The 20,038-nt window shown below is 45.7% G+C and carries 16 protein-coding genes, 1 tRNA gene and 1 pseudogene; 6 read left to right on the forward strand and 12 right to left on the reverse strand.

Annotation, left to right across the window (positions count from 1 at the left end; translation table 11 throughout):
* Window positions 1–5 precede the first annotated feature (5 nt).
* Window positions 6–1,883, reverse strand: coding sequence for a DNA mismatch repair endonuclease MutL (gene mutL / locus J7W08_RS09905; RefSeq protein WP_233084310.1), 1,878 nt, complete (start codon window positions 1,881–1,883; stop codon window positions 6–8).
* Window position 1,884: 1 nt separating this feature from the next.
* A complete protein-coding gene (gene mutS / locus J7W08_RS09910; protein WP_233084311.1) occupies window positions 1,885–4,545 on the reverse strand; it encodes a DNA mismatch repair protein MutS in 2,661 nt (886 codons plus the stop codon).
* A 401-nt stretch (window positions 4,546–4,946) separates the two neighbouring features.
* On the opposite strand from mutS, the gene J7W08_RS09915 reads away from it, so the two are divergent.
* Window positions 4,947–5,354: a carboxymuconolactone decarboxylase family protein gene (locus tag J7W08_RS09915; RefSeq protein WP_233084312.1), complete on the forward strand. Its 408-nt coding sequence runs from the start codon at window positions 4,947–4,949 to the stop codon at window positions 5,352–5,354.
* 142 nt (window positions 5,355–5,496) lie between these two features.
* Here the strand turns inward: J7W08_RS09915 and J7W08_RS09920 are convergent, their stop codons facing one another.
* The gene (locus J7W08_RS09920) at window positions 5,497–5,721 is read right to left on the reverse strand and encodes a DUF5684 domain-containing protein (RefSeq protein ID WP_233084313.1); all 225 of its coding nucleotides are present in this window, start codon (window positions 5,719–5,721) and stop codon (window positions 5,497–5,499) included.
* A 319-nt stretch (window positions 5,722–6,040) separates the two neighbouring features.
* On the opposite strand from J7W08_RS09920, the gene J7W08_RS09925 reads away from it, so the two are divergent.
* On the forward strand, window positions 6,041–6,193 hold the full coding sequence (locus J7W08_RS09925) for a hypothetical protein (protein WP_233084314.1): 153 nt from the start codon (window positions 6,041–6,043) through the stop codon (window positions 6,191–6,193).
* Here J7W08_RS09925 and J7W08_RS09930 read toward each other — a convergent pair.
* Window positions 6,180–10,391 (reverse strand): alpha-2-macroglobulin family protein, encoded by a 4,212-nt coding sequence (locus J7W08_RS09930; protein WP_233084315.1) that lies wholly within the window; start codon window positions 10,389–10,391, stop codon window positions 6,180–6,182. The two genes, J7W08_RS09925 and J7W08_RS09930, sit on opposite strands and share 14 nt — an antisense overlap.
* A 187-nt stretch (window positions 10,392–10,578) precedes the next feature.
* Window positions 10,579–11,136, reverse strand: a complete 558-nt coding sequence (locus J7W08_RS09935) for a flavodoxin family protein (protein WP_233084316.1) — start codon at window positions 11,134–11,136, stop codon at window positions 10,579–10,581.
* Between the two features lie 102 nt (window positions 11,137–11,238).
* Between J7W08_RS09935 and J7W08_RS09940 the strand changes: the two genes are divergently transcribed.
* On the forward strand, window positions 11,239–11,442 hold the full coding sequence (locus tag J7W08_RS09940; RefSeq protein WP_233084317.1) for a hypothetical protein: 204 nt from the start codon (window positions 11,239–11,241) through the stop codon (window positions 11,440–11,442).
* Between the two features lie 40 nt (window positions 11,443–11,482).
* Here J7W08_RS09940 and J7W08_RS09945 read toward each other — a convergent pair whose 3' ends face one another.
* From J7W08_RS09945 to J7W08_RS09970, 6 genes are all read right to left on the reverse strand, one after another.
* A complete protein-coding gene (locus J7W08_RS09945; protein ID WP_233084318.1) occupies window positions 11,483–12,274 on the reverse strand; it encodes an ABC transporter permease in 792 nt (263 codons plus the stop codon).
* Window positions 12,275–12,280: 6 nt separating this feature from the next.
* A complete protein-coding gene (locus J7W08_RS09950; protein ID WP_259370105.1) occupies window positions 12,281–13,123 on the reverse strand; it encodes an ABC transporter ATP-binding protein in 843 nt (280 codons plus the stop codon).
* A gap of 209 nt (window positions 13,124–13,332) precedes the next feature.
* Complete coding sequence (locus J7W08_RS09955; RefSeq protein WP_233084320.1) at window positions 13,333–14,178, reverse strand: metallophosphoesterase family protein; 846 nt, start codon at window positions 14,176–14,178, stop codon at window positions 13,333–13,335.
* A 310-nt stretch (window positions 14,179–14,488) separates the two neighbouring features.
* Window positions 14,489–14,563, reverse strand: a tRNA-Pro gene (locus J7W08_RS09960).
* Window positions 14,564–14,644: 81 nt separating this feature from the next.
* Window positions 14,645–15,364 carry a 3,4-dihydroxy-2-butanone-4-phosphate synthase gene (ribB, locus tag J7W08_RS09965; RefSeq protein ID WP_233084321.1) on the reverse strand — a complete coding sequence of 240 codons (720 nt, stop codon included), beginning with the start codon at window positions 15,362–15,364 and terminating at the stop codon, window positions 14,645–14,647.
* A 4-nt stretch (window positions 15,365–15,368) separates the two neighbouring features.
* The gene (locus J7W08_RS09970; protein WP_233085761.1) at window positions 15,369–16,040 is read right to left on the reverse strand and encodes a winged helix-turn-helix domain-containing protein/riboflavin kinase; all 672 of its coding nucleotides are present in this window, start codon (window positions 16,038–16,040) and stop codon (window positions 15,369–15,371) included.
* Between the two features lie 193 nt (window positions 16,041–16,233).
* Here J7W08_RS09970 and J7W08_RS09975 point away from each other — a divergent pair, with 193 nt between their 5' ends.
* Complete coding sequence (locus J7W08_RS09975; protein ID WP_233084322.1) at window positions 16,234–17,112, forward strand: ion transporter; 879 nt, start codon at window positions 16,234–16,236, stop codon at window positions 17,110–17,112.
* Window positions 17,075–18,736, forward strand: a complete 1,662-nt coding sequence (locus J7W08_RS09980) for a hypothetical protein (protein WP_233084323.1) — start codon at window positions 17,075–17,077, stop codon at window positions 18,734–18,736. The genes J7W08_RS09975 and J7W08_RS09980 overlap by 38 nt, the downstream gene beginning before the upstream one ends.
* Window positions 18,737–18,812: 76 nt before the next feature.
* Here the strand turns inward: J7W08_RS09980 and J7W08_RS09985 are convergent, their stop codons facing one another.
* Window positions 18,813–19,409, reverse strand: a complete 597-nt coding sequence (locus J7W08_RS09985) for a hypothetical protein (protein WP_233084324.1) — start codon at window positions 19,407–19,409, stop codon at window positions 18,813–18,815.
* A gap of 243 nt (window positions 19,410–19,652) precedes the next feature.
* On the opposite strand from J7W08_RS09985, the pseudogene J7W08_RS12250 reads away from it, so the two are divergent.
* Window positions 19,653–19,856, forward strand: a pseudogene (locus J7W08_RS12250) (DUF3795 domain-containing protein); the annotation flags it as partial.
* Between the last annotated feature and the right edge of the window lie 182 nt (window positions 19,857–20,038).

Here is a 20,038-nt window from a genome sequence, read left to right on the forward strand (position 1 = left end):
CAAACTTATCCTGTCCTTTTGAACAGTTTATCAAGTTCTACCCGGCTAAAAGATATCATGGTCGGTCGACCATGCGGACAGGTGTATGGATTCTCTGCCATATCCAGCTGCTTCAGAAGGCTCTCCATTTGCCCCATGCTGCAACCGGCCCCCGCTTTTATCGCTGCACGGCATGCCATGGTCTTGCAGAGGTTATCGAACATCCCGGTATCATTTTTTACCCTGCCTGTGGAAAGCAGGTCTATTATAATATCATGGATCAGCTCAGCGCTCTCCATCTTTCCAAGAAGTGCCGGAACAGTAGTGACCACGTAGCTGTTAGGACCAAATTCGGATATTGCAAAGCCCATTTCCTCAAGATAGGGTATGTACTCCTCAAGCAGCACCTTTTCCTTGGATGTGAGGTCAAGCGTAACAGGTGTTATAAGCTCCTGCCAGCCGGAACTGCTGATATCACAGATCTGCTCATACATTACCCGCTCATGCGCAGCATGCTGGTCAACTATGACAAGACCATCCTCCAGCTCCACTATAATATATAGCTCATTGACCTGACCTACTATTCTTGCCTTATCAAGGCCTGTAGGTGCTCTTTCAGGTTTCTTTGGGGTCTTTGACAACACCCTTTCAGAATGTTTCAGGCGCTTTTCCGTATCCCTGGCAGTGAAATGATAGGTTTCTTCCTCTTCCTTTATCAACGGTGAGATCTTTTTCTCAGGAATAGGAACCTCCAGTTCAACCTTCTCTTGAGGAACTTGAACTTCAGCTTTAGATGTATCTACCAGTTTTTCTTCCGGTATCTCTCTGGCATTTTCCACAAAAACGGCTTGTACCGGCTTTTTCTCCGGCAGGCTTATCTCAGGCACCAACTGCTCGACCTTCAATGCATTTTCCACAGCAAGAGTGACTGCATCGCAGACCTCGCGCTCATGGCTCATCCTCACATACCTTTTTGCAGGATGAACATTGACATCCACCTCACTGAGGTCCAGTTCAAGATCAAGGACAGCTGCAGGGAAACGACCCTTTGGTATAAGATTGTAATAACCAAGCCTCACCGCATTGCTGATACTCTTTGAGGATATGCCTCTGCCGTTTATGAAAAAGTATTGCAGGTCTGTCCCGCTGCGGCTAAGCTCAGGTTTTGAGATGTAACCGGATATTTTCACTATATCCGACTTGAATTCAACAGGAATCAGCTTCTTTGCGGATTCACTTCCAAGCAGGTAGACGATGCTGTCGAAAATGTCACCCGATGTAGGGGAGCGTACCAGCACCTTGCCATCACTTATAAGAGTAAACGAGATCTCAGGATGACCAAAAGCATGTCTTGTAACAACATCAGTGATGTGTGCAAGCTCGGTACGCATGCTTTTCAGGTACTTCTTTCTGGCCGGTGTATTATAGAACAATGACTCTACCGCAATCGTGGTGCCAGGTGCAGCACCAACTTCCAACACGTTCTCTATTGACCCGCCGCTGACCACCACCTTTGTTCCGGAAATGCTGTCTTTTTCACGAGTTGTCAGGTACACTTTTGCAACCGCTGCAATGGAAGAGAGAGCCTCACCCCTGAAACCCAGGGTGAGCACTTTTTCGAGATCGTCGATGTGTAGTATCTTGCTGGTGGCATGCTTCGTGAACGCAAGGGTAGAGTCCTCCCGGGACATGCCTTTCCCATTGTCGGTAACCGTGATGAGTTCCGTTCCAGCCCCCTTCACTTCCACTCGAATTTCGGTAGCACCAGAGTCAATGGAATTATCCAGAAGCTCTTTCACCACAGATGCTGGACGCTCCACGACCTCACCTGCAGCTATCTTGTTAATGGTAGCATCATCCAGCACATGGATCCTGCTGCTTGATTTTGAGCCCTCTTCTGTCATTTTATTCCTCCGCGTTCTTTCCCGCTCGCTTCTGAAGTTCACAGAGCTTGTTCAAAGCATCCATAGGTGTCATGTTGTTGACGTCAAGTCTTTCAAGTTCCTCGACCACAGGATCCTTTTCAACAGGTGATGAACCCTCCGGATCGAAGAGCATGAGCTGAGTGTATTGTGCCGACCTTCTTTTTTTGCCACCCTTTGAACTGCTCTCCTTGCTGATGGAACTTTCATCCTCAATATCCTGCAGTATTTCCCTTGCCCTCTGGGTCACCTTGTGCGGTACACCCGCAAGCCGGGCAACATGTATTCCGTAACTTTTATCCGTGGCCCCGGGAACGATCTTGCGCAAAAATACGAGGTCATCGCCATCTTCTTTCACTGCAATATGATAGTTCTTCACCCTTTTCAGGTCGGATGAGATATTGGTAAGCTGGTGGTAATGTGTGGCAAAAAGTGAGCGTACACCGACTCGTCCTTTGTTATGAATATACTCGACCACAGCTTTTGCAATGCTGTAACCGTCGTAGGTGCTGGTACCCCTGCCGATCTCATCGAGCAGTACAAGGCTTTTCGGGGTTGCGTTGTTCAGGATATTGGCAAGCTCCACCATCTCCACCATGAAAGTACTCTGCCCGCTTGCAAGGTCATCAAAGGCCCCGACCCTTGTGAACACCCTGTCCACGATACCAATGGATGCATGGGAAGCAGGCACAAATGAACCTGCCTGTGCCATTATTACTATTAGTGAGACCTGACGCATGAAAGTGGATTTCCCTGCCATGTTGGGTCCTGTTATCAGAAGGAACTGGTTCTCCACGCAATCCATTTCCGCATCATTGGGAACGAATCCACCGGGCACCGACCTCTCCACCACCGGGTGCCTGCCCTCGCGTATCAGTAACTTGCAATCAGAACTGATGTTGGGCCTGACGAAATTATTGTTCACCGAGACCTCTGCAAGGCTTGTAACACAATCAAGCTGCCCTATCAGGCCTGCAATGGTCTGCAACTGTGATGAATAGGAGGCAACGTTGGAAGTGATATCTGAGAATATCTCGTACTCCAGCGCCGTGATCTTCTCATCTGCAGAAAGGATAACATTCTCCCACTCCTTGAGTTCCGGGGTGTAGAACCTTTCCGCATTCGTCATGGTCTGCTTGCGTATGTAATCGTCAGGGACCTGTGAGATGTTCGCCTTTGTGACCTCGATGTAGTATCCGAATACCTTGTTATAACCAACTTTGAGCGATTTGATACCGGTTTTGTCACGCTCTTTCTGCTGGAATGAGGCTATCCATGACTTACCGCCTTTGGACATCTCCTTGAGCTCGTCCAGGACCTCGTCGTAGCCTGCTTTTATCATGCCGCCTTCCCTGACACTTACCGGTGGCTCCTCCACTATGGAACTGTCTATCAGCTCCACGAGGCTGTCAAGCTGATCAAATCCCAGAAGGCCACCCCTGATGCTTTGAAGCATCTCGCAGAGGTCATCTTCCCCAAGGCTTTCCACTAGCAAAGGCACTGACTCAAGGGACCGTTTTAGTGCAATAAGGTCACGTGCATTGGAGTTGCCATACATGATCCTTCCAATAAGGCGCTCAATATCCTTTACAAAAGAAAGATGGGACCTGACATCGAACCGGATCATGGTACCGTTTGCCAGCGCCTCCACAGCATCGAGACGATAATTGATGGCATCCACATTGATAAGCGGTTTTAACAGCCATTTCTGGAGCAACCTACCTCCCATTGGTGTTTTGGTATCATCCAGCACTTTCAGTATGGAAGTATCGCTTCCTTCCCCGCGCACGTTCTTTACGATCTCAAGGTTTCTCAGGGTGATGGAGTCCAGTACCATGAACTCAGAATCTGAATAAGTCTTCAGCTCACTAACATGCCCGAGTTCCCTCATCTGAGTTATCAATGCATACTCAAGGGCAGCCCCTGCAGATGATATTGCGTATGGCAGACCATCACATCCCATACCCTCAAGAGTTGAGACCTTGAAGTGCTCCTTGAGCCTCTTTTCAGCGGTCGCAATATCAAATGCCTCTTCCTCGAACTCATGCACCACGATCTTGAGCTCGCTGAGCCTGTCAGCGATATGTCTGTCAGAATACATTTCAGGAGGCAGGATGCATTCCGATGGCCGCATCCTTGCAGCCTCGCTGGCTATCCTGTCATACGGAGGTGCATCAGCGAACTGGGTTGTCAGAAACTCTCCTGTGGATACATCAAGGAATGAGACCCCATAGTTCCCGTCCCCGCCTGAGACGGACATGAGATAATTGTTGGACGAATCTGTGAACATTGAACTATCAATGGCAGTGCCCGGTGTTACGACCCTGACGACCCCGCGTTTGACAACACCCTTTGCCTTCTTCGGGTCCTCAAGCTGCTCACAGATGGCTACCTTGTAGCCTTTTTTTATCAGACGCGGGAGGTAGTTGTCAATGGCATGATAGGGGATACCTGCAAGGGGCATCTTCTCGCCATCCCTGTCCTTACCCCGCGTGGTCAGCGTTATTTCAAGTTCCTGCGCAATCGTCTTTGCATCCTCCCCGAAGGACTCATAGAAATCCCCCATCCTGAAGAAGATCAGTGCATCGCTATGTTGCTGCTTGGCATCATAGTACTGTTTCATTGCAGGTGTTAATTTATTCATTCTTGCTCCACGCTGAATTGGTCTGGTGAATTTATCAGTTTGTTGGTATTTTTGTTTTTGCATTGCAGATGTATCTCTCCGGGCAAGAGTAAAGTGAGAAGATAAAAGAGAGATCATCGACAGCTTCCTTGAAAAATATATTAGGAACAGATCAAATGTTGATGTTCATACCTTCTAACTTTGAGATTTACTTATCGAATTGTTCTTCTATGTCCTTTGTAGTACCCTTGTGTACGCCTTTGGCAAAACCGGAAGGAAGTTTCCTACTGATAGCGAAATCAAAACATTTATCTACAATTATGCACTCTTGGCAAGTGCGGTTATTCATAAAACACACAAATCCGCACAAAACCAAAACTATACACAGAGCATCACTGATGCTTTCAAGAAGGTGAATAAAAATGGCAGATGATCCAAAGGAACTATTATTTGGCTTTACAGAAGGACTTGGAGCTTTCGCAGCAGAGAACGAGGTACAGGCATCCCAGGCCGGTGCATTCATGAACCTGCTTGGAAGTGTTTATGAAGAATCCATAATCGACTTCAAGACAAAGGAGCTCATCAGTATCGGTATCGCTCTCTACCACCGCTGCCCTTATTGTATTGCACTCCACTCCTTCAATTCCCTCGAAGCAGGAGCTACAAAAGAGGAGATCCTTCAGGCCAGCATGGTCGCAGTTGCATTTGGTGGCGGACCATCCATAGCCTACTCTGTAACCCTGCTGAAGAACTGTATCGAGACATTCCAGGGCGATTCATTCACAGAAGAGGACAGGATGGAGATCCTCAGAAGGCTTGGAAGGGCCTGAACAGACCATATTCCTCTCCCTCTTTCTTTTTTTGATCTCTATCTTCATCGCCTTTCTGACAAAAGGCTCAATACCTGATCACTGTTTTCACTGTTCTTCTTTCAATAAACTCAAAAAAGTGAGATGAAATACAATCATCCCATCACTCCGAGAACGCCAGATATCCCGGAAGTGCAAGGTTTGCTATAGGTACTATCATCAGGACACCTAGCCATTTCGACCTGCCAAGGTTGCCTGCAATTTCACCCCAGATGTACATCAATACAAGAATATTGACATATGGGATCAGCATACCAATAAAATACCACAGGGACTTTCTTGCAATCCTGCACATGAGTACAACGTTAAGGATGGGTATCCATGCCATCCAGCCATTCTCCGTGCTGGTTTTTACTGCGATCCTTTGCAGCGAATAGGAATAGTATACATATAGTCCGAGAGCCACCACAATAAAAATTAACATCAAACTTTCATCAAACATTTATTATCAGTCCATTACTTATTTTGTAAATATCTCAAATATGCTCACAAGAACATCCAGGATCGATCTCAAAAATCAGCAGTCTCAGTACTAATTCCCTTCATTCGATCTCCTCGGGTCCTTATGTGTCATAGATGGCATTCATAATATCGACATACTTGTCTATTTTTCGACATTTTGAATACATGCTTACTGTATATAAATTTTGGCTCCAAAATATAATGCCTTCAATGTGTCCTCAATAAAAGAAGTAGCAATTGTAATGTTCAAAAAAAAAGAAAAGGAAAAAGAAAACAGCAGGAAATCAGCAAAGCCTGCTGCTTTGAAAGAAAATGAGGAAAGGATCATGTCACATTGATGTCCATTCCCTTTGCCTCTGCCTTCACATCCGGATTGTAGTACGAGTAAGCACTGCTCTCCTGCACCATTGCCTTGACAGGGAACATGGCTCTCATCTGCAGTGAGAAGTTCATCTCCTCCCCGACCATCATCTCATCGATATAGAGGACGACCTTGCGGCCTGCGATCTCATAGCGCGTGATGGTGCCATCTTCCTTGAGCTCCTCAAGGCTTGCAGAAACCGGTGTGAAACCTGTTGGCACCGCAATATCCACTATCATCATGCCACTTGACTCGACAACACCCCGGATTCCCGGCATTCCGTTGTACTTCAGACGGACATCGACGTTCACGATGTCATCCACAGCTACATCGGTGGAATCGTATTTCACATCCAGCTCGATCTCCTCATGCTCGATGACTTCCGGAAGGATCACATTGAACTTCCTCACAAGCTGGTAGTTGAGCTCACCGCTTCCCTCGAGGGTCATGTTGACGCTTTCGGTACCTTCCGGAACCTCGATGATGTTAACCACATCGTAGTTCTCGGATGTGACCCTGAGGCTCTTGAGTTCCTCACCATCTCCTGTGACCGTAATGGTAGCATTCACATCCCTTCCTGCGACTGCTGCAGCTGTCATCAGTGCCCTGAATGCCATGACGGTATCCTGGGTGCTTGAGAAGCCACCATTGGAATTACGCTGGGCTGCGATCCATTTAAGGGATGAGCTTGCTGCAGGGTCATTTACCTCTATCAGGGCAAGTGTTGCATAGGCTGTGGTCTCAACGTTCTTGCTTGAGACAGGATAGATGCCATAGCCACCATACTCGTAGGGTTCCGGAACCACGTCATCATAGCCCCAGTACATGCCGTTCTCATCTTCTTTTGCCATTGCAAGCAGCTTAGCCCTTGCCTCGTCTGCTCTCTCGCTCTCAAGCTTTTCAAGTGCAAGAGTTCCGACCGCAAGAGTGTACGGGTCGTCCTGAGCATCGAGATTATCCTCAAGGTATCCCAGAGCACCGTTCATGACCTCCGGAGTGGAATACCCGTACTCATCAAGTGCGAGAGTGATGTATGCCGTCAGAGCATAGGTACCGCTGACACCGCCCATCATGTCCTGATGGATGACAAAACCCACGGACTCCCATGAGCCGTCCACCTTCTGGTGTGAGCCGATCCAATCTGCTGCATCCCTCAGGACGTTCTCGTCTATGGTCGTGATATCCCTGGCACCGCTGAACTGTGAGAGCACAAATGCTGACAACCACAGACTGCCTTCAGGATCGCTTTCCCCGAATGCGGAGAAAGATCCATCGGAACGCTGGAAGGTCAGTTCCCTCTGGTAACCGGTAATTATGTATGTCTGTGCCTTGGCCTCTATCTCCGGGTTCTGCTGTCCTGTGGCCTTAAGATATCTCAGCACTTCCACATCGGTTGAGAACAGCATCATGTTCTGCTCACCACAGCCGTATGGCATGCCCAGAAGGTCGTCGACACCACTGATGGTCTGTGCCACAATGCTTGGTGTAAAGCTTACCAGCACCTTTTCGGAATCCGGCACGATGTCCTCAGGCAACGTGGTATCCAGTTCAACGGAACCCTCCTTGAGGATGCCATTGTCCACGATCTCTCTGGTGACACCTTCTGCCTCAACGATCACTGTCTTCCTGACAGCATCGGCCTTCTCTGTTGTCTGTCCGGTCAGTTCGACCTCCTGAACACCTACCTCAGTAGGCCTGATGGTAAAGCTTGCATGGGTCACACTGTTGGCGTCCACAGTGACCTTAACAACATCCTCTCCCACCAGATCGAACCAGTCCGCACCGGAAAGTGTCAGCTGGACTTCCTGAGGTTTGTCAAGATAGTTGTAGACCTGCACCTGCACAGGGAACTCTTCCCCGCGAATTACGGCGTAAGGAAGGTCAGGATCAATAAAGAAATCTTGGAATACTGTCAGGCCTGCTTCGGAAATTCCAATGCCTTCCGGACTGGAGGACACTGCATGCAGCCTCCAGGTGGTGATGGAATCCGGTGCGTTCAGGTCAAGGGATGCCAGTCCGTTCTCATCCGTCATGATATCAGGCATCCAGATCCATGTTTCAGGGAAGAACTGGCGTACCCTTTCCGGCTCTGCAAGTGGAGTTCCTGCACCTGAATCAGTTGGTTCCATAGGTGCTGCTGCAGGAGCTTCCATCATAACTTCTTCCTCGACCATCTCCATGTCGTCCATTGCGAACATGCGGTCGACAAAACCACCCTCAGCAACTTCTGCCTGACCTTTAGGAACATCAAGACCACCGGAAGCCAGAACTATCAGGCCTGCATCATCGATTACATCGCTTGCAGTCTCCTGATACCAGTAATACCTCGGGTGTGCCTCGACCTGCGGTTCCATGAACCTGATCTCAAGCTCATCGAAGACCTGCTTCAGGTTGAGCCTGCCCTCGCTCAGTGCATAGACCGATTCATCGACTATGGAAAGGCCGATCATTGACCGAGTGCCTGCATCCAGTTCCACTGACACATTCTCACCGGGTTCCACAATTTCCTTATCGAATCCTGAGGACAGGTCCACCTGGGTGCTGAACTGCACATCGAATGGCAGGCTGTCGGCTGAAACCTCATTGTTCGGATTGATCATGTATGCGACAACCTTTGCAGTGGGACTCATCTGCGGCGTTACCGGAATGCTAATCTGTGCCTCATCGCTGGTAGCTGAATAGACAGTCCTGCCGTTTGCGAACACATCATAGAACACCGTTCCCTTGTTGGTGGAATATACCTTGAAGACGATGCTTTCTCCAACCTCAGGCGTGCCTTCGCTTACCTGGCTCAAATGCAGGAAGCTTGCACTGGGGGAGTAGACGGAATTCAGATGATCGGATACCTTGACCTCTTCAGAGACAGCAGAGATCTCCATCTCAAGGGCATCTTCAGGTACTTCAAGTGTGACAAGAGCAACACCGTTCTCAGTACTGACGATCTGCTTCTGCTCGTCCCAGTCATAGTTATCGTCAAGGAAGCTCACAACAAGACTTACGTCCTTCTCCAGCGGTTCCCCTCCGGGATCCTTTGTGACTATTAGGACCTGAAGCGGCATTCCTGGCTTGATGGAATCAGACTCAGGTATCATCTGGAGAACAAGCTCGTTCTGTGCGATGGTCAGCAGTTCGGTGGTCTCCTCACTGTGCCCTCCGGTGTCTGTTACGGTGACGTTGAGCATTACACTGCCCTGTCCGCCGGCACCAAAGGTACCTGCAACATACTCCGTGGGTGGAAGCTCGAACTCGACCGAACCTTCCTCAAGTGAGCCGCTAAAAGTTGCATATTCCTCCCAGACACCCACATATCTCATAGCCTTTATCTCAACGTCACCTTCGACGTCCTTTCCAAAGAAATACTGTGCAGAGACCGTTCCTGTAATAGGATCATCTACAAGGAACCAGCTCTTCTCGGTGGAAGCTTCCAGATCGAACTTCGGGAGCACATATTTCTCCACCCTGATGTCAACCTCTGACATTGATGTGCCGGATGTTGCCTTTATTTTCCAGGTACCAAGGTTAAGCTCGGAGGCCAATGGGAGATCAAAATATGCAACACCGTATTCGTTGGTGGTGAGATCATCCTTGAAAATCTTCACGCCTTTGGCATCCGATATCTCCACGGTGGTGTTCTGGACAACAGGAACAAGGTTGTTGTTCAGGGAAAGAAGACGCACATGGATGGTCTGCCCGGGCTTGTAGATCGGCTTATCTGTCTCTATGAAGATCGGATTGTTCTGAACGACCTGTATGGTCGTTTCGAAGCTGGATTCAGCACCCACCGGAGTTGCAGTAAGTGTGTAACTGCCCTCCTCTACCTCCGGGACATCGAACTTAGCAACCGAGTTGCCAGAATCTGATGTAGCAGCCTTTACAAGTGGAATTACCTCACCTGAAGCACTCGTAAGGGTGTACTCAAAACACCTGCTTACAGGAGCAGCATCAAGGAAAGCCGACATGGTCACAGAACTTTCCCCGCCTGAGAAAAATGCCTTCGGGACAAGTATAAGGTACTCATCCTCTGAGGAATAAGTACCTCCTTCTTCACAGGACAAAGCCTCGTTGGCTGGTGGATAATCCACATCCTCATCCTGGCCTATACAGCCTGCTATCAACATAAACGACAGCAGGAACAATACAATGAATGACTTTTGTACAATACCGATGGACCTCATTTTAGCACTCCCATAAATTAGATCATTATTATCTAAAGAGAAAATTGGAGCCTATACGGTATATACTTAGCTTAAACTTCGAAACTGTTCGAAGTTATAAATTCAAAGCTCAAATAGATCTAATGCAGGATCCAGGTCTGGAAGGACAAGAAAAAGAAAAGAAAGAAATTGAAATAAAAAAGAAAGCTCAGTCCATAAGATGAAGACCAGCCTGCTTTGCATTTTCCAGAAGTTCAGTGTCTTTCATGACGTCGCGGGGAAGATCAAATCCTGCAACGACCAGCCCGTCCTTGATCTCCATTCCGAAGTAGGTCTTCAGGACATCGGCGAACTCATCGGAAACGCTCTCATAGGATGACTTATCCGAATCACCCTGGGACCTCACGATCATAGCCTTCTTTCCTTTTGGTATCCTCGGGTTCAGGTCAGCGTCCACAAGTGCATAACAGCGGTCGAGGAAAAGCCTCATCTGGCCTGAAAATTGCAGGAAATAGATCGGGGCACCGAATACAAAACCGTCTGCTTCCTCTATCTTGGTGTAGACCCCTGTCATCTCATCCTTGAGCTTGCATTCAGGCATCACATTACAGAAACCGCATCCCTGACATCCCTTGAAGTTCAGATCATTGATGTAGATCGTTTCCGTCTCAGCACCGTTCTCTGCAACTCCTTCAAGCACTTTCTGCACTACCGTGTCCGTGGTCCCGTTCTTACGGGGACTTCCTACAATACCCAATACTTTCATGATTCCACATCCTTAGATAACAATACATATGTAGATTTTTTATGCTTAAAGTTATCTAAAGATATTCAGCGTCTATTTTACAAAACGTAAAAGTGAGAATAAATGACCGACGAAAAGGACAGGGACCAAAAACAGAAAGAGAAGCAGGAGCAAAAGCAAGAGCAAGAACTGCCTGACGATGAAGATCTCGATGAGCTTATGGTAAAGACAGCACGGTCACAGATCCGGTCGGACTACAGGCGCAGCCTCGGATGCGAGAATTCCCGAAGATGCATGGACATGAAAAAAAGCAAAAAAGATGAATGAACCTGCTCATTCTCTTCAAAAAAAGACAAAAACCGGTTTTTCAGACAACCAGCCTTTTCTTCATCATATTAACCGATACCACAAAACCAATTGCACAGACGACCACTATCCACAGGAGATGAATCAGCAGGAACAATCCCGGTGTTCCAAAGGTCAGTGCCCTTATTATAATTACAACATGGGTCAGTGGCAATATTGCAAGTGCAATGTACTGAATGAGCTCAGGCAGTACGTTAAGTGGGAAGAACGTTCCGCTGAAAAGAAACATCGGTGTAATGAAAAGCAGCACCGGATAGTTGATTGACATTATGTTCGGGGTGACCGCTGCAATGCACATTCCGATGCATGCGAAGAGCAAACCCGCAAGGAAAGCGAACGGTATCACCAGCAGTGAATGGGGAAAACTGATAAGCCCGAACAATGCAATCACAGGAAGCATCAATGTTGCACTTATCGTACTTCGGGTAGCACCCCACAACAGTTCCCCGATTATGACGTCCTCGATGCTCAAAGGTGTTGCAATGATGGAATCGAAGGTCTTCTGGTAATACATTCTCACATAGGACCCGTAGCTGCATTCGAAGAACGCACCATACATCACAGAAACAGAGATCAGAGCCGGAGCAATGAACTTCGCATAGGGCACACCGTCTATCTCCTCGATGAACAGTCCAAGCCCGAAACCCATTGCAAACAGGTAGAGCAGAGGCTCAATGAACGGCGGCAAAAAATTGAGCTTGACGTTCTTCATGAAAACGTCCTTGTTCCGTCGCCAGACCTTAATGGCCCCCGGCGTCAACTCCGGGATCTTGAAATACATCCCTATGTTCATTCGATCTCACTCCCTCAGTTTCCTGCCCGTAAGCTTCAGGAACACATCCTCAAGCGTCGATGCCCTTGCAGTGACACTGGTAAGCTCACACTCCGATAACAGATGATCTGTCACTTCCTGCGGGTTATCCGTATATATCTGCACTTCCTCCCCGAGGATCTCATAGTTAGCCTGATGATTATCAAGACATGAGATCACACCGGGAACAGCCTCAGTTTCCACTATGGCAGGACCTATGTTCTCACTGATCATTTCCTCAGGACTGCCTTCAACCAGTATCTTACCATTATCCATGATCACGAGCCGGTCACACAACTGGGAAGCCTCCTCAAGGTAATGCGTGGTAAGCACAATGGTCACCCCTTCCTTCTTGAGCCCCTTGAGCTTATCCCACATTAAATGCCTGGACTGCGGGTCCAGCCCCACCGTAGGCTCATCCAGTATCAGCATTCTGGGTCTGTTTATCAATGCCCGTGCAAGCACCAGCCGCCTCTTCATACCACCCGACAGGGATTCGGTCATGGTATCGCGCTTCTCCTCCAGATGCACGAACTCAAGAAGCTCTTCCACTCTCCTTCTGGCCTCAGCTTCAGGAATATCAAAATATCGTGAAAAAACAAGGAGGTTCTCATAGACAGTAAAATCAGGGTCCAGATTATTCTCCTGAGGAACAACACCCATATTGAATTTGATCTCACGCTGCTTCCTGTTAACATCCATTCCGAAGACCTCCAGCTTACCCGAGGTCATGGGAGAGATGCACTGTATCATCCGCATGGTAGTGGTCTTACCCGCACCATTGGGTCCCAGGAAACCGAAGACCTCCCCCTCTTCCACGGAAAAAGCCACCGAGTCAACGGCCAGAAATTCCCCGAATACCTTCTTCAGATCCTCAGCTACGATAACAGCAGTAATGATACATCACCAATCCTTATTCTTAATAAATAATTGTGATGAGACTTGATATAGATTTCTCATTTTTCTTATTATGTCTATAAAAATGAAGGATTTAATGGCTCTGTAGAAATCCTCAGCCAAACAAAACATGCAATGTTCTCTTAAAAGACATTTTCCTGTTTGAAATGTACCTTACCTTTCTCCAAAAAAATTCGAATCAGATGCAGATGCATATCATCGCTACCCACATTTTCATAATACAAGAACATGTTATCATCGTTGGAATGATTGCTAGAGGACAAACTGCCACACATAAAATGGGTAAAGGAATGCCCTTGATATAGATCATTAGTTCGCATAATTTCCAGTTCGTGGGTATGACCGCAAAAAACGTATTCAATTTTATGTTTTTGTACAAAATCGATCAGTGCTGCGGAATTTTTCAGGGGGCACTCGTCAGTACCCAAAATAGAATAATGTGTGATCAACAAAGGCAGGTCATATTCAATCTGTTCAATTTCTTTTGAAACAGCATTCAGGATCTCTTTTTCAACATACCCATCATCACTGTATAGTTCATTGGTATCGATACTGATAATCAATACTGTTTTTCCATTTATCGAAATGGACTTGATGAAATTTATATCGGTAAAATAATCCTCAACTTTGGTAATTTCCCGGTCTAAAAAAATGTTTTTCTTGCGTGTTTTTATCGTTTCAGAGATAGAGATGATCTCAGAATTGTCAATATATTTCCGGAAGAATTCATGAGATCGCATATTTCGTTTGTCATGATTACCCCAGGTGGAGATGACATTTTTACACTTAATGGCTTTTAGAAAGCGACCCGCTTCATCGAACTCATCTTCCAGGCCATCTGTCGTATTGTCTCCGGTATTGATGACGATATCGGCATCAAATGAATTGATTTTCTCCAGCATGATCTGATCGTCTCCATCCCAATGGCGAGGACCGAAATGCAGATCAGAGATATGTAAAATATTCATGTAGTCCTCCTTGTTATAATTGCTTTAAATATAGAATAATAAAAAGACAATCTATTCCTTTATGTTAATCATGTTCGCATAGAGTAAAACATGATTGCTTAATCAGCAATCAGATAAATATAATAATTGAGCCGATTTCAAAACTCCATTTTCATTCTATTCCGGCACAACATGAAACATGCAGTATCTAATAGGTCTTTAAACACTACATTGAGGATCTCTACAGAGCCGATTTAATCTCAATATAGAAAATCAATAGAAATGTAAAACGAAAAAGGACGCGGACTGCCGAGTCGGAATTTGGATTTGATGGGGCCGCTGAGATTTGAACTCAAGTCGCAAGACCCCCAGCCTTGCAGGATGGACCAGGCTACCCTACGGCCCCACGGGGTCGAACTATAATAAGACTTTTCAGTATATCATTCTTTCTGAAAAAAAAGGTAAAAAAGAGGGTGAAAGTAAAGCTTTAAGCTTTCTCCCACTGCTCATATGCATCCACAATCTCCTGTCCTTCAAGGAAGACAAGATCATGCAGGCGTGCATATTCCATTGCATCTTCTCTGGAGAGGGCCTTGCCGCTAGCATCGTCAAGCATCTCGCAGACCACCATTGCAGGTGTGACTCCTGCCATCTTTGCGATCGCAATGGAGAGTTCGGTCTGTCCCCTGCGCTCATGTACCAGTCTGTCGGCTGCACGCAGAAGTGCAACGTGGCCAGGTGTACGGAACTCAGAGCCGAAATCGACATTTTCGCCATCGAGGACCTTCTCGGTTATATTTGAGAGCTCGTTTATTGTCAGTGCCCTGTCATTGTCAGGGATTCCTGTTCGTGTTCTCCTGTGGTTCACCCAGATGGAAAATGAAGAGCGGCTGTCGTAGGCAAGATCTCCGCCCCTTTCAACGGTAGTGCCAAGGGCAGGGTAGTTCTCTATCTCATCACGCAGGATATCGGAAATGAAAGGGAGACCAAGCTTTTCAGAAGATTCGCCATCCAGAGCTACACAGATCAGTCCGCCGCCGTCCCTGCGCATCCAGCGCACGTCATCAGGAGTAACAGCTCCTGCAGCGATCACAAAATCGGTCTCTCCTTCACGACTGTCGGAATCGAAGATGAAGAACATCTCGCCGTTTTGCGCGGCCTTCAATGCTTTATTGATGTTATCAGTGTAATTTTCATTGGAACTCATAGGATCACTCACATGCACTTCGGTCTTCTATTGTAATCTTTACTTCATCCCCGTCCTTGAGATTAAGTGTCTCCCTGAGATGCACAGGGGATATGATCTCCAGCAGGTCATGGGGATAATGTGAACGTTCAGGTGTCACCACTGCACCGGGGATGCCTTCAACCTCCACAAAATAGCAATTGCAGCTTCCAAAAGTACGCTGACCGTTCGTAAAACCGGAAATTTGTATCATATCCTTCCGGCCGGTGTTCTTCTGTACGTCTGCACTATGATCGGTAAGTCTCACATTCAGGGTGCCCGGATAAGGTACGAAATCCAGCTTTTCCTCGAACTGGGAGCGGTAACCTTCCTGAGCAATATAGTACTGGCCTTCGCCAAGCCCTGTTATCACATTTCCGTACAGCTCCACCTTCTTTTCATCTCCACAGAAGATGTGCCTGTAATCACTGTATTCCCTCTCAAGCCATGTACGACCTTCATCGGTTATGGAGATCATCTGGCCTTCAGGGATGATACTGCGTTTGATCAGGCCTTCCTCCTCAAGCTGTTTTAACGTTCTTGCAGCTGTCTTGGAACTGGTGGAAGTGTATTTAGTAAACTCACTGGAAGAGATCTTGACAGATCTCTTGAGTGCGCCCAGAAGGGCAAGATGTTTCAGAGAATTTATGCGATGCATTTTCAGGACCTTTGTTGGCTCAAATATGAGATGCATCTCAAATATGAGATGAAAGGAAATAAATGTTTTGTTTAATTGTAGCTGTAATTCAGAATGCTTTATAATACAATAAAGATATATTTGGTTTCAGATTCCGAATGCTATACGCATAGCGGAATACAAAGTAATCGCCTTGTTCCTGAGGAGAAGGATAATGGTATACAGATTGTGCAAAGAGGGGGAGAACAGACCGGATTCCAATGGCTGGCGTTTGAAGCTCTACAAACTGATCTTTGAATCCTATTCACCTTATGGAAAATATTTTGATGTTGCCTTGATCGCAGCGATCGTTCTGAGTGTTATCGTGGTAATGCTCGACAGTGTCCATTCGATCAGCAGTGTTCACCATGAGAAGCTCTACATGGCAGAACTGATATTCACCGCCCTTTTTACCATTGAGTATTTCCTGAGGATCATTAGTGTCAAAAGCAAAGTACGTTATGCAACCAGTTTTTTTGGGATCATCGATCTTCTTGCTATAATTCCAACTTATTTTAGCATGCTTCTGCCAGGAAGCCAGTATCTGCTAATAATAAGAGTATTGCGATTGCTAAGGATATTCAGGGTGCTAAAACTTGTCCAGTACCTCTCAGAGGCCGAAATACTGGTACAGGCCCTTAAAGACAGCAGTAAAAAAATAACTGTTTTCACATTTACTGTCATGAACCTTGTAATAATATTAGGTTCCATTATGTATGTCATTGAAGGAGAACAAAACGGATTTACAAGCATCCCACGAAGCATCTTCTGGGCTGTAACAACACTGACAACTGTGGGATATGGGGATCTGGTACCTGTTACTCCACTTGGGCAAGCAATGGCATCCGTTGTAATGTTACTTGGTTATTCGATCATCGCAGTTCCCACAGGCATCATTACCCATTCTATCATTAACAGGAGCATGGATGCCATGCCTGTAGAGATAGCAGAAGAGATGAAGGATGTTGCAGTGAACATAGTTTGTCACAACTGTGGCTTGCAGGGTCACGATACTGATGCTTATTACTGTAAATACTGCGGAGCCAAACTTTGAAAAATACCTTAAGATAAAGGATAGTGTTAATATGGAGATCCTACTCACCACAATTATCGATACCGCCATGGTAATAGGTCTGACAGCAGCTTTCCTTTTCGCTGACATGATGATACGCCACAATCTGAAAATGGACCTGTCAGGTATTGGTTCAGATCTTGCGATAGGAGCTTTTTCAGTTCAGATATCAGTAATAGCAGCATTGCTGACAGCTGAGGTTACGCCAGAGATCGCCACCGACGGTATGCTTTTAGCTCTCTTTGGATCCCTGTGGGCAACTACCCTCTGGCAAAGTTCGAAAAGAAAAAAGGTCAATTACACTTTTTCATTCATAACAGGCACCACCATATTTTCTATTTCTGTGGCCCATCTGCTGGAGCTTCATGACCCGTCATTATTGGGACTTGTAGTTGCAGTTGCTGTGATCCTGAGTTACATCGGATCCTCCATAACAAAGAGTCTCTATAAAGAATCCATCGTGAAAGAGTTTGATGATATTCTGGGGAAAGTTACCTCTTACGACCTGATAGAGATCTCAGCAAAACAAACAGCAAGAGATGTAGATGATCCATTGTCTCCGGTTGTTGATAGCATCCGATGCGCTATCAGGAACAATGATGAAGATAAGTTTAGAACAGGATTGCAAAAGATCACCACCGTTACAAAGAATCTCATGACAGGTGTAAAGGAAACCACGGAAATTACCAGACACGTGAATTCACATTTGCTTGAAATGGGACTCATTGCATTAGAAAAGGACAGCGAGGCAACAAAAGATATTGTCAATTCCATAGGTACTATCGGAGCTTCAGCCTCAAAACACGGAAGTCAGGCAGGTGCTATCGAATCCCTGGTAGCAATGCTATCTCTTTTCGGAGCGGCAAAAAGAAAACACAAACAAGGTATACAACACCAGTTTGCAGAATCTGCAGGAGACATCGTGAGGACAGCTGCAAAAATGAAACATGAAAGTGCAGTGGAAAAAGGTCTGCTAATGTTCAGGGAGATAGGGGACAACGCTGTGTTTTCAGGGGACACATCCACAATGACAGCAGTAAATGAAGAAATGCTGGAAATTGCAAGGATAGCAGCAAGCAAAGAATATACGACCTATCCCAGATCGATCGTAATCACAATGCGCGATATCGGTACTAAGGTCCTGAGACTGGAAAGCAACGAAAGACAGGATGCTTTCAAAAAACTGATGGACTCCTTCAGGAAAATGGGTAAAATCATGTCTCACAGGGATGTACTGGAAGTGGTCTGGGCAATGCGTGATCTTGGAATTGCAGCCTCACGCGAGCATCTTGGAGATGAAACTTCGAGGACCATAACAGAACTCGAAGAGGTTGGAACTACAGCTCTTAAGGACGAATCGTATGAAAAGGCTGATGAAATGGTCCAGCAGGTCATTATTTCACTTCAGGAGATATGCATATCTTCAATGCGTTCAGAACTCACAGTACCTGTCGGCGCAGTTGGAACTGCCTTTTCAAAAATGGAAAAATACGATGAAGCTGCAAGCATGATACAGGATTCTGTAATGGATATTGCAGAATACAAAACAGGCGATGATAAGTTTTATCAGATCTTTTTAGAGAAATATGGCGGGGAAGTTTACTAAATCCTGCCTTACTTTTTTTAAGGCCAATGGAATGTCTGGACGTCGAAGAGTATAATTTTGTACAAATATTCTACGATCAACTACAATTAGTAATCACTTTTTCAAATTCATCCGGTTTATCGGGATAAAATACAAAACTTCGATCCTTTGTATTCACTTTGAGTAAAGTGGAATGTTTGAGCCTTCTCTCCAGATTAAAAAATAGTGCGATGAATAAAGAAATTAACATCGATTGTGAGTGGATTAAGCGAATTAATGCATCCAGTGGAGCATGCTGTATCTGATACATTTGGATATCAGAAAATACACCATAGAAAAGATAGACCGACATAACTACCATAATCAGGTACCATATATATCGAAGCGTAAAATTATAGTTACGTTTGATCAAGGTTTCTGTTATGTCTTTCTTATTCAGGATTGTGGAACCAAAAAAGGGACGGTGAATTTTTACCATATCGTTTGTCAACTCCACAGTAGTGCGATCCCATAGAATTAAGGCCACAACTCCCAGATACCATGTAACATAGGCTAAGATCTCAAAACCATCGATGAAGATACCCAGAACAAAAAAGAAAAATGCTATCATTAGAAGACTTATCATCTTCACAAGACTGTGATCTCTGGCTATATCCACGCGAATTATATTCCCCAAACCAGGTTGCATATCCATTTTGAATCTCCGCATTTTATTAACAATGCCTCTTTGTTCTTCAAAGCTGCTTTATTATTATACAAAAAATACCAGAACTTCATATAATTATTTTAGCTTATTCTATTAAAATCAAGAAACTATATAAATTTTAGGATGGAGAACAAAACTAGAGATTTATGATTTTTTTATTTTGCCTTAAATACGCTATTCTCAGCCATGGAAACTATATGTATAGTTTGAAAAATAAAATAATATAATATCATGAAAACCCTGAATGATCTTTCACTTATAGCCCCATGCGGGATGAACTGTGGCATCTGCACGGCTTACCTGAGAGATAAAAATAAGTGCCCCGGCTGTAGAAAATTAGATGTCACTAGCTCCAAATGCAAACAGATCAAGCACTGTCCTACTTTTAAAAATAGCAGGGCACAATTCTGTTTTGAGTGTGAAAAGTTCCCCTGCAGCAGATTGAAACAGTTAGATGAGAGGTATCGAACCAAATACAATATGAGCATGATCGAAAATCTCGAATATATCAAAAGATTTGGTTTAGAAGAATTTGTGGCAAATGAAAAGAAAAGATGGACCTGTCCTGAATGTGGAGGCACCATTTGTGTACACAAAAGATACTGCCATAGTTGTGG

The sequence above is a fragment of the Methanococcoides orientis genome (genome assembly GCF_021184045.1).
In the GTDB taxonomy this organism is placed as follows: domain Archaea; phylum Halobacteriota; class Methanosarcinia; order Methanosarcinales; family Methanosarcinaceae; genus Methanococcoides; species Methanococcoides orientis.

Excerpts from the sequence above, each read along its gene's own strand:
- J7W08_RS09940 (WP_233084317.1), top strand. The coding sequence starts at position 11,239 with ATGACCGACGAAAAGGACAGGGACCAAAAACAGAAAGAGAAGCAGGAG.
- J7W08_RS09975 (WP_233084322.1), top strand. The coding sequence starts at position 16,234 with ATGGTATACAGATTGTGCAAAGAGGGGGAGAACAGACCGGATTCCAAT.
- J7W08_RS09970 (WP_233085761.1), bottom strand. The coding sequence starts at position 16,040 with ATGCATCGCATAAATTCTCTGAAACATCTTGCCCTTCTGGGCGCACTC.
- J7W08_RS09920 (WP_233084313.1), bottom strand. The coding sequence starts at position 5,721 with ATGGCATGGATACCCATCCTTAACGTTGTACTCATGTGCAGGATTGCA.
- J7W08_RS09980 (WP_233084323.1), top strand. The coding sequence starts at position 17,075 with ATGCTTATTACTGTAAATACTGCGGAGCCAAACTTTGAAAAATACCTT.
- J7W08_RS09985 (WP_233084324.1), bottom strand. The coding sequence starts at position 19,409 with ATGGATATGCAACCTGGTTTGGGGAATATAATTCGCGTGGATATAGCC.
- J7W08_RS09935 (WP_233084316.1), bottom strand. The coding sequence starts at position 11,136 with ATGAAAGTATTGGGTATTGTAGGAAGTCCCCGTAAGAACGGGACCACG.
- mutL (WP_233084310.1), bottom strand. The coding sequence starts at position 1,883 with ATGACAGAAGAGGGCTCAAAATCAAGCAGCAGGATCCATGTGCTGGAT.
- ribB (WP_233084321.1), bottom strand. The coding sequence starts at position 15,364 with ATGAGTTCCAATGAAAATTACACTGATAACATCAATAAAGCATTGAAG.
- J7W08_RS09915 (WP_233084312.1), top strand. The coding sequence starts at position 4,947 with ATGGCAGATGATCCAAAGGAACTATTATTTGGCTTTACAGAAGGACTT.
- J7W08_RS09955 (WP_233084320.1), bottom strand. The coding sequence starts at position 14,178 with ATGAATATTTTACATATCTCTGATCTGCATTTCGGTCCTCGCCATTGG.
- mutS (WP_233084311.1), bottom strand. The coding sequence starts at position 4,545 with ATGAATAAATTAACACCTGCAATGAAACAGTACTATGATGCCAAGCAG.
- J7W08_RS09945 (WP_233084318.1), bottom strand. The coding sequence starts at position 12,274 with ATGAACATAGGGATGTATTTCAAGATCCCGGAGTTGACGCCGGGGGCC.
- J7W08_RS09930 (WP_233084315.1), bottom strand. The coding sequence starts at position 10,391 with ATGAGGTCCATCGGTATTGTACAAAAGTCATTCATTGTATTGTTCCTG.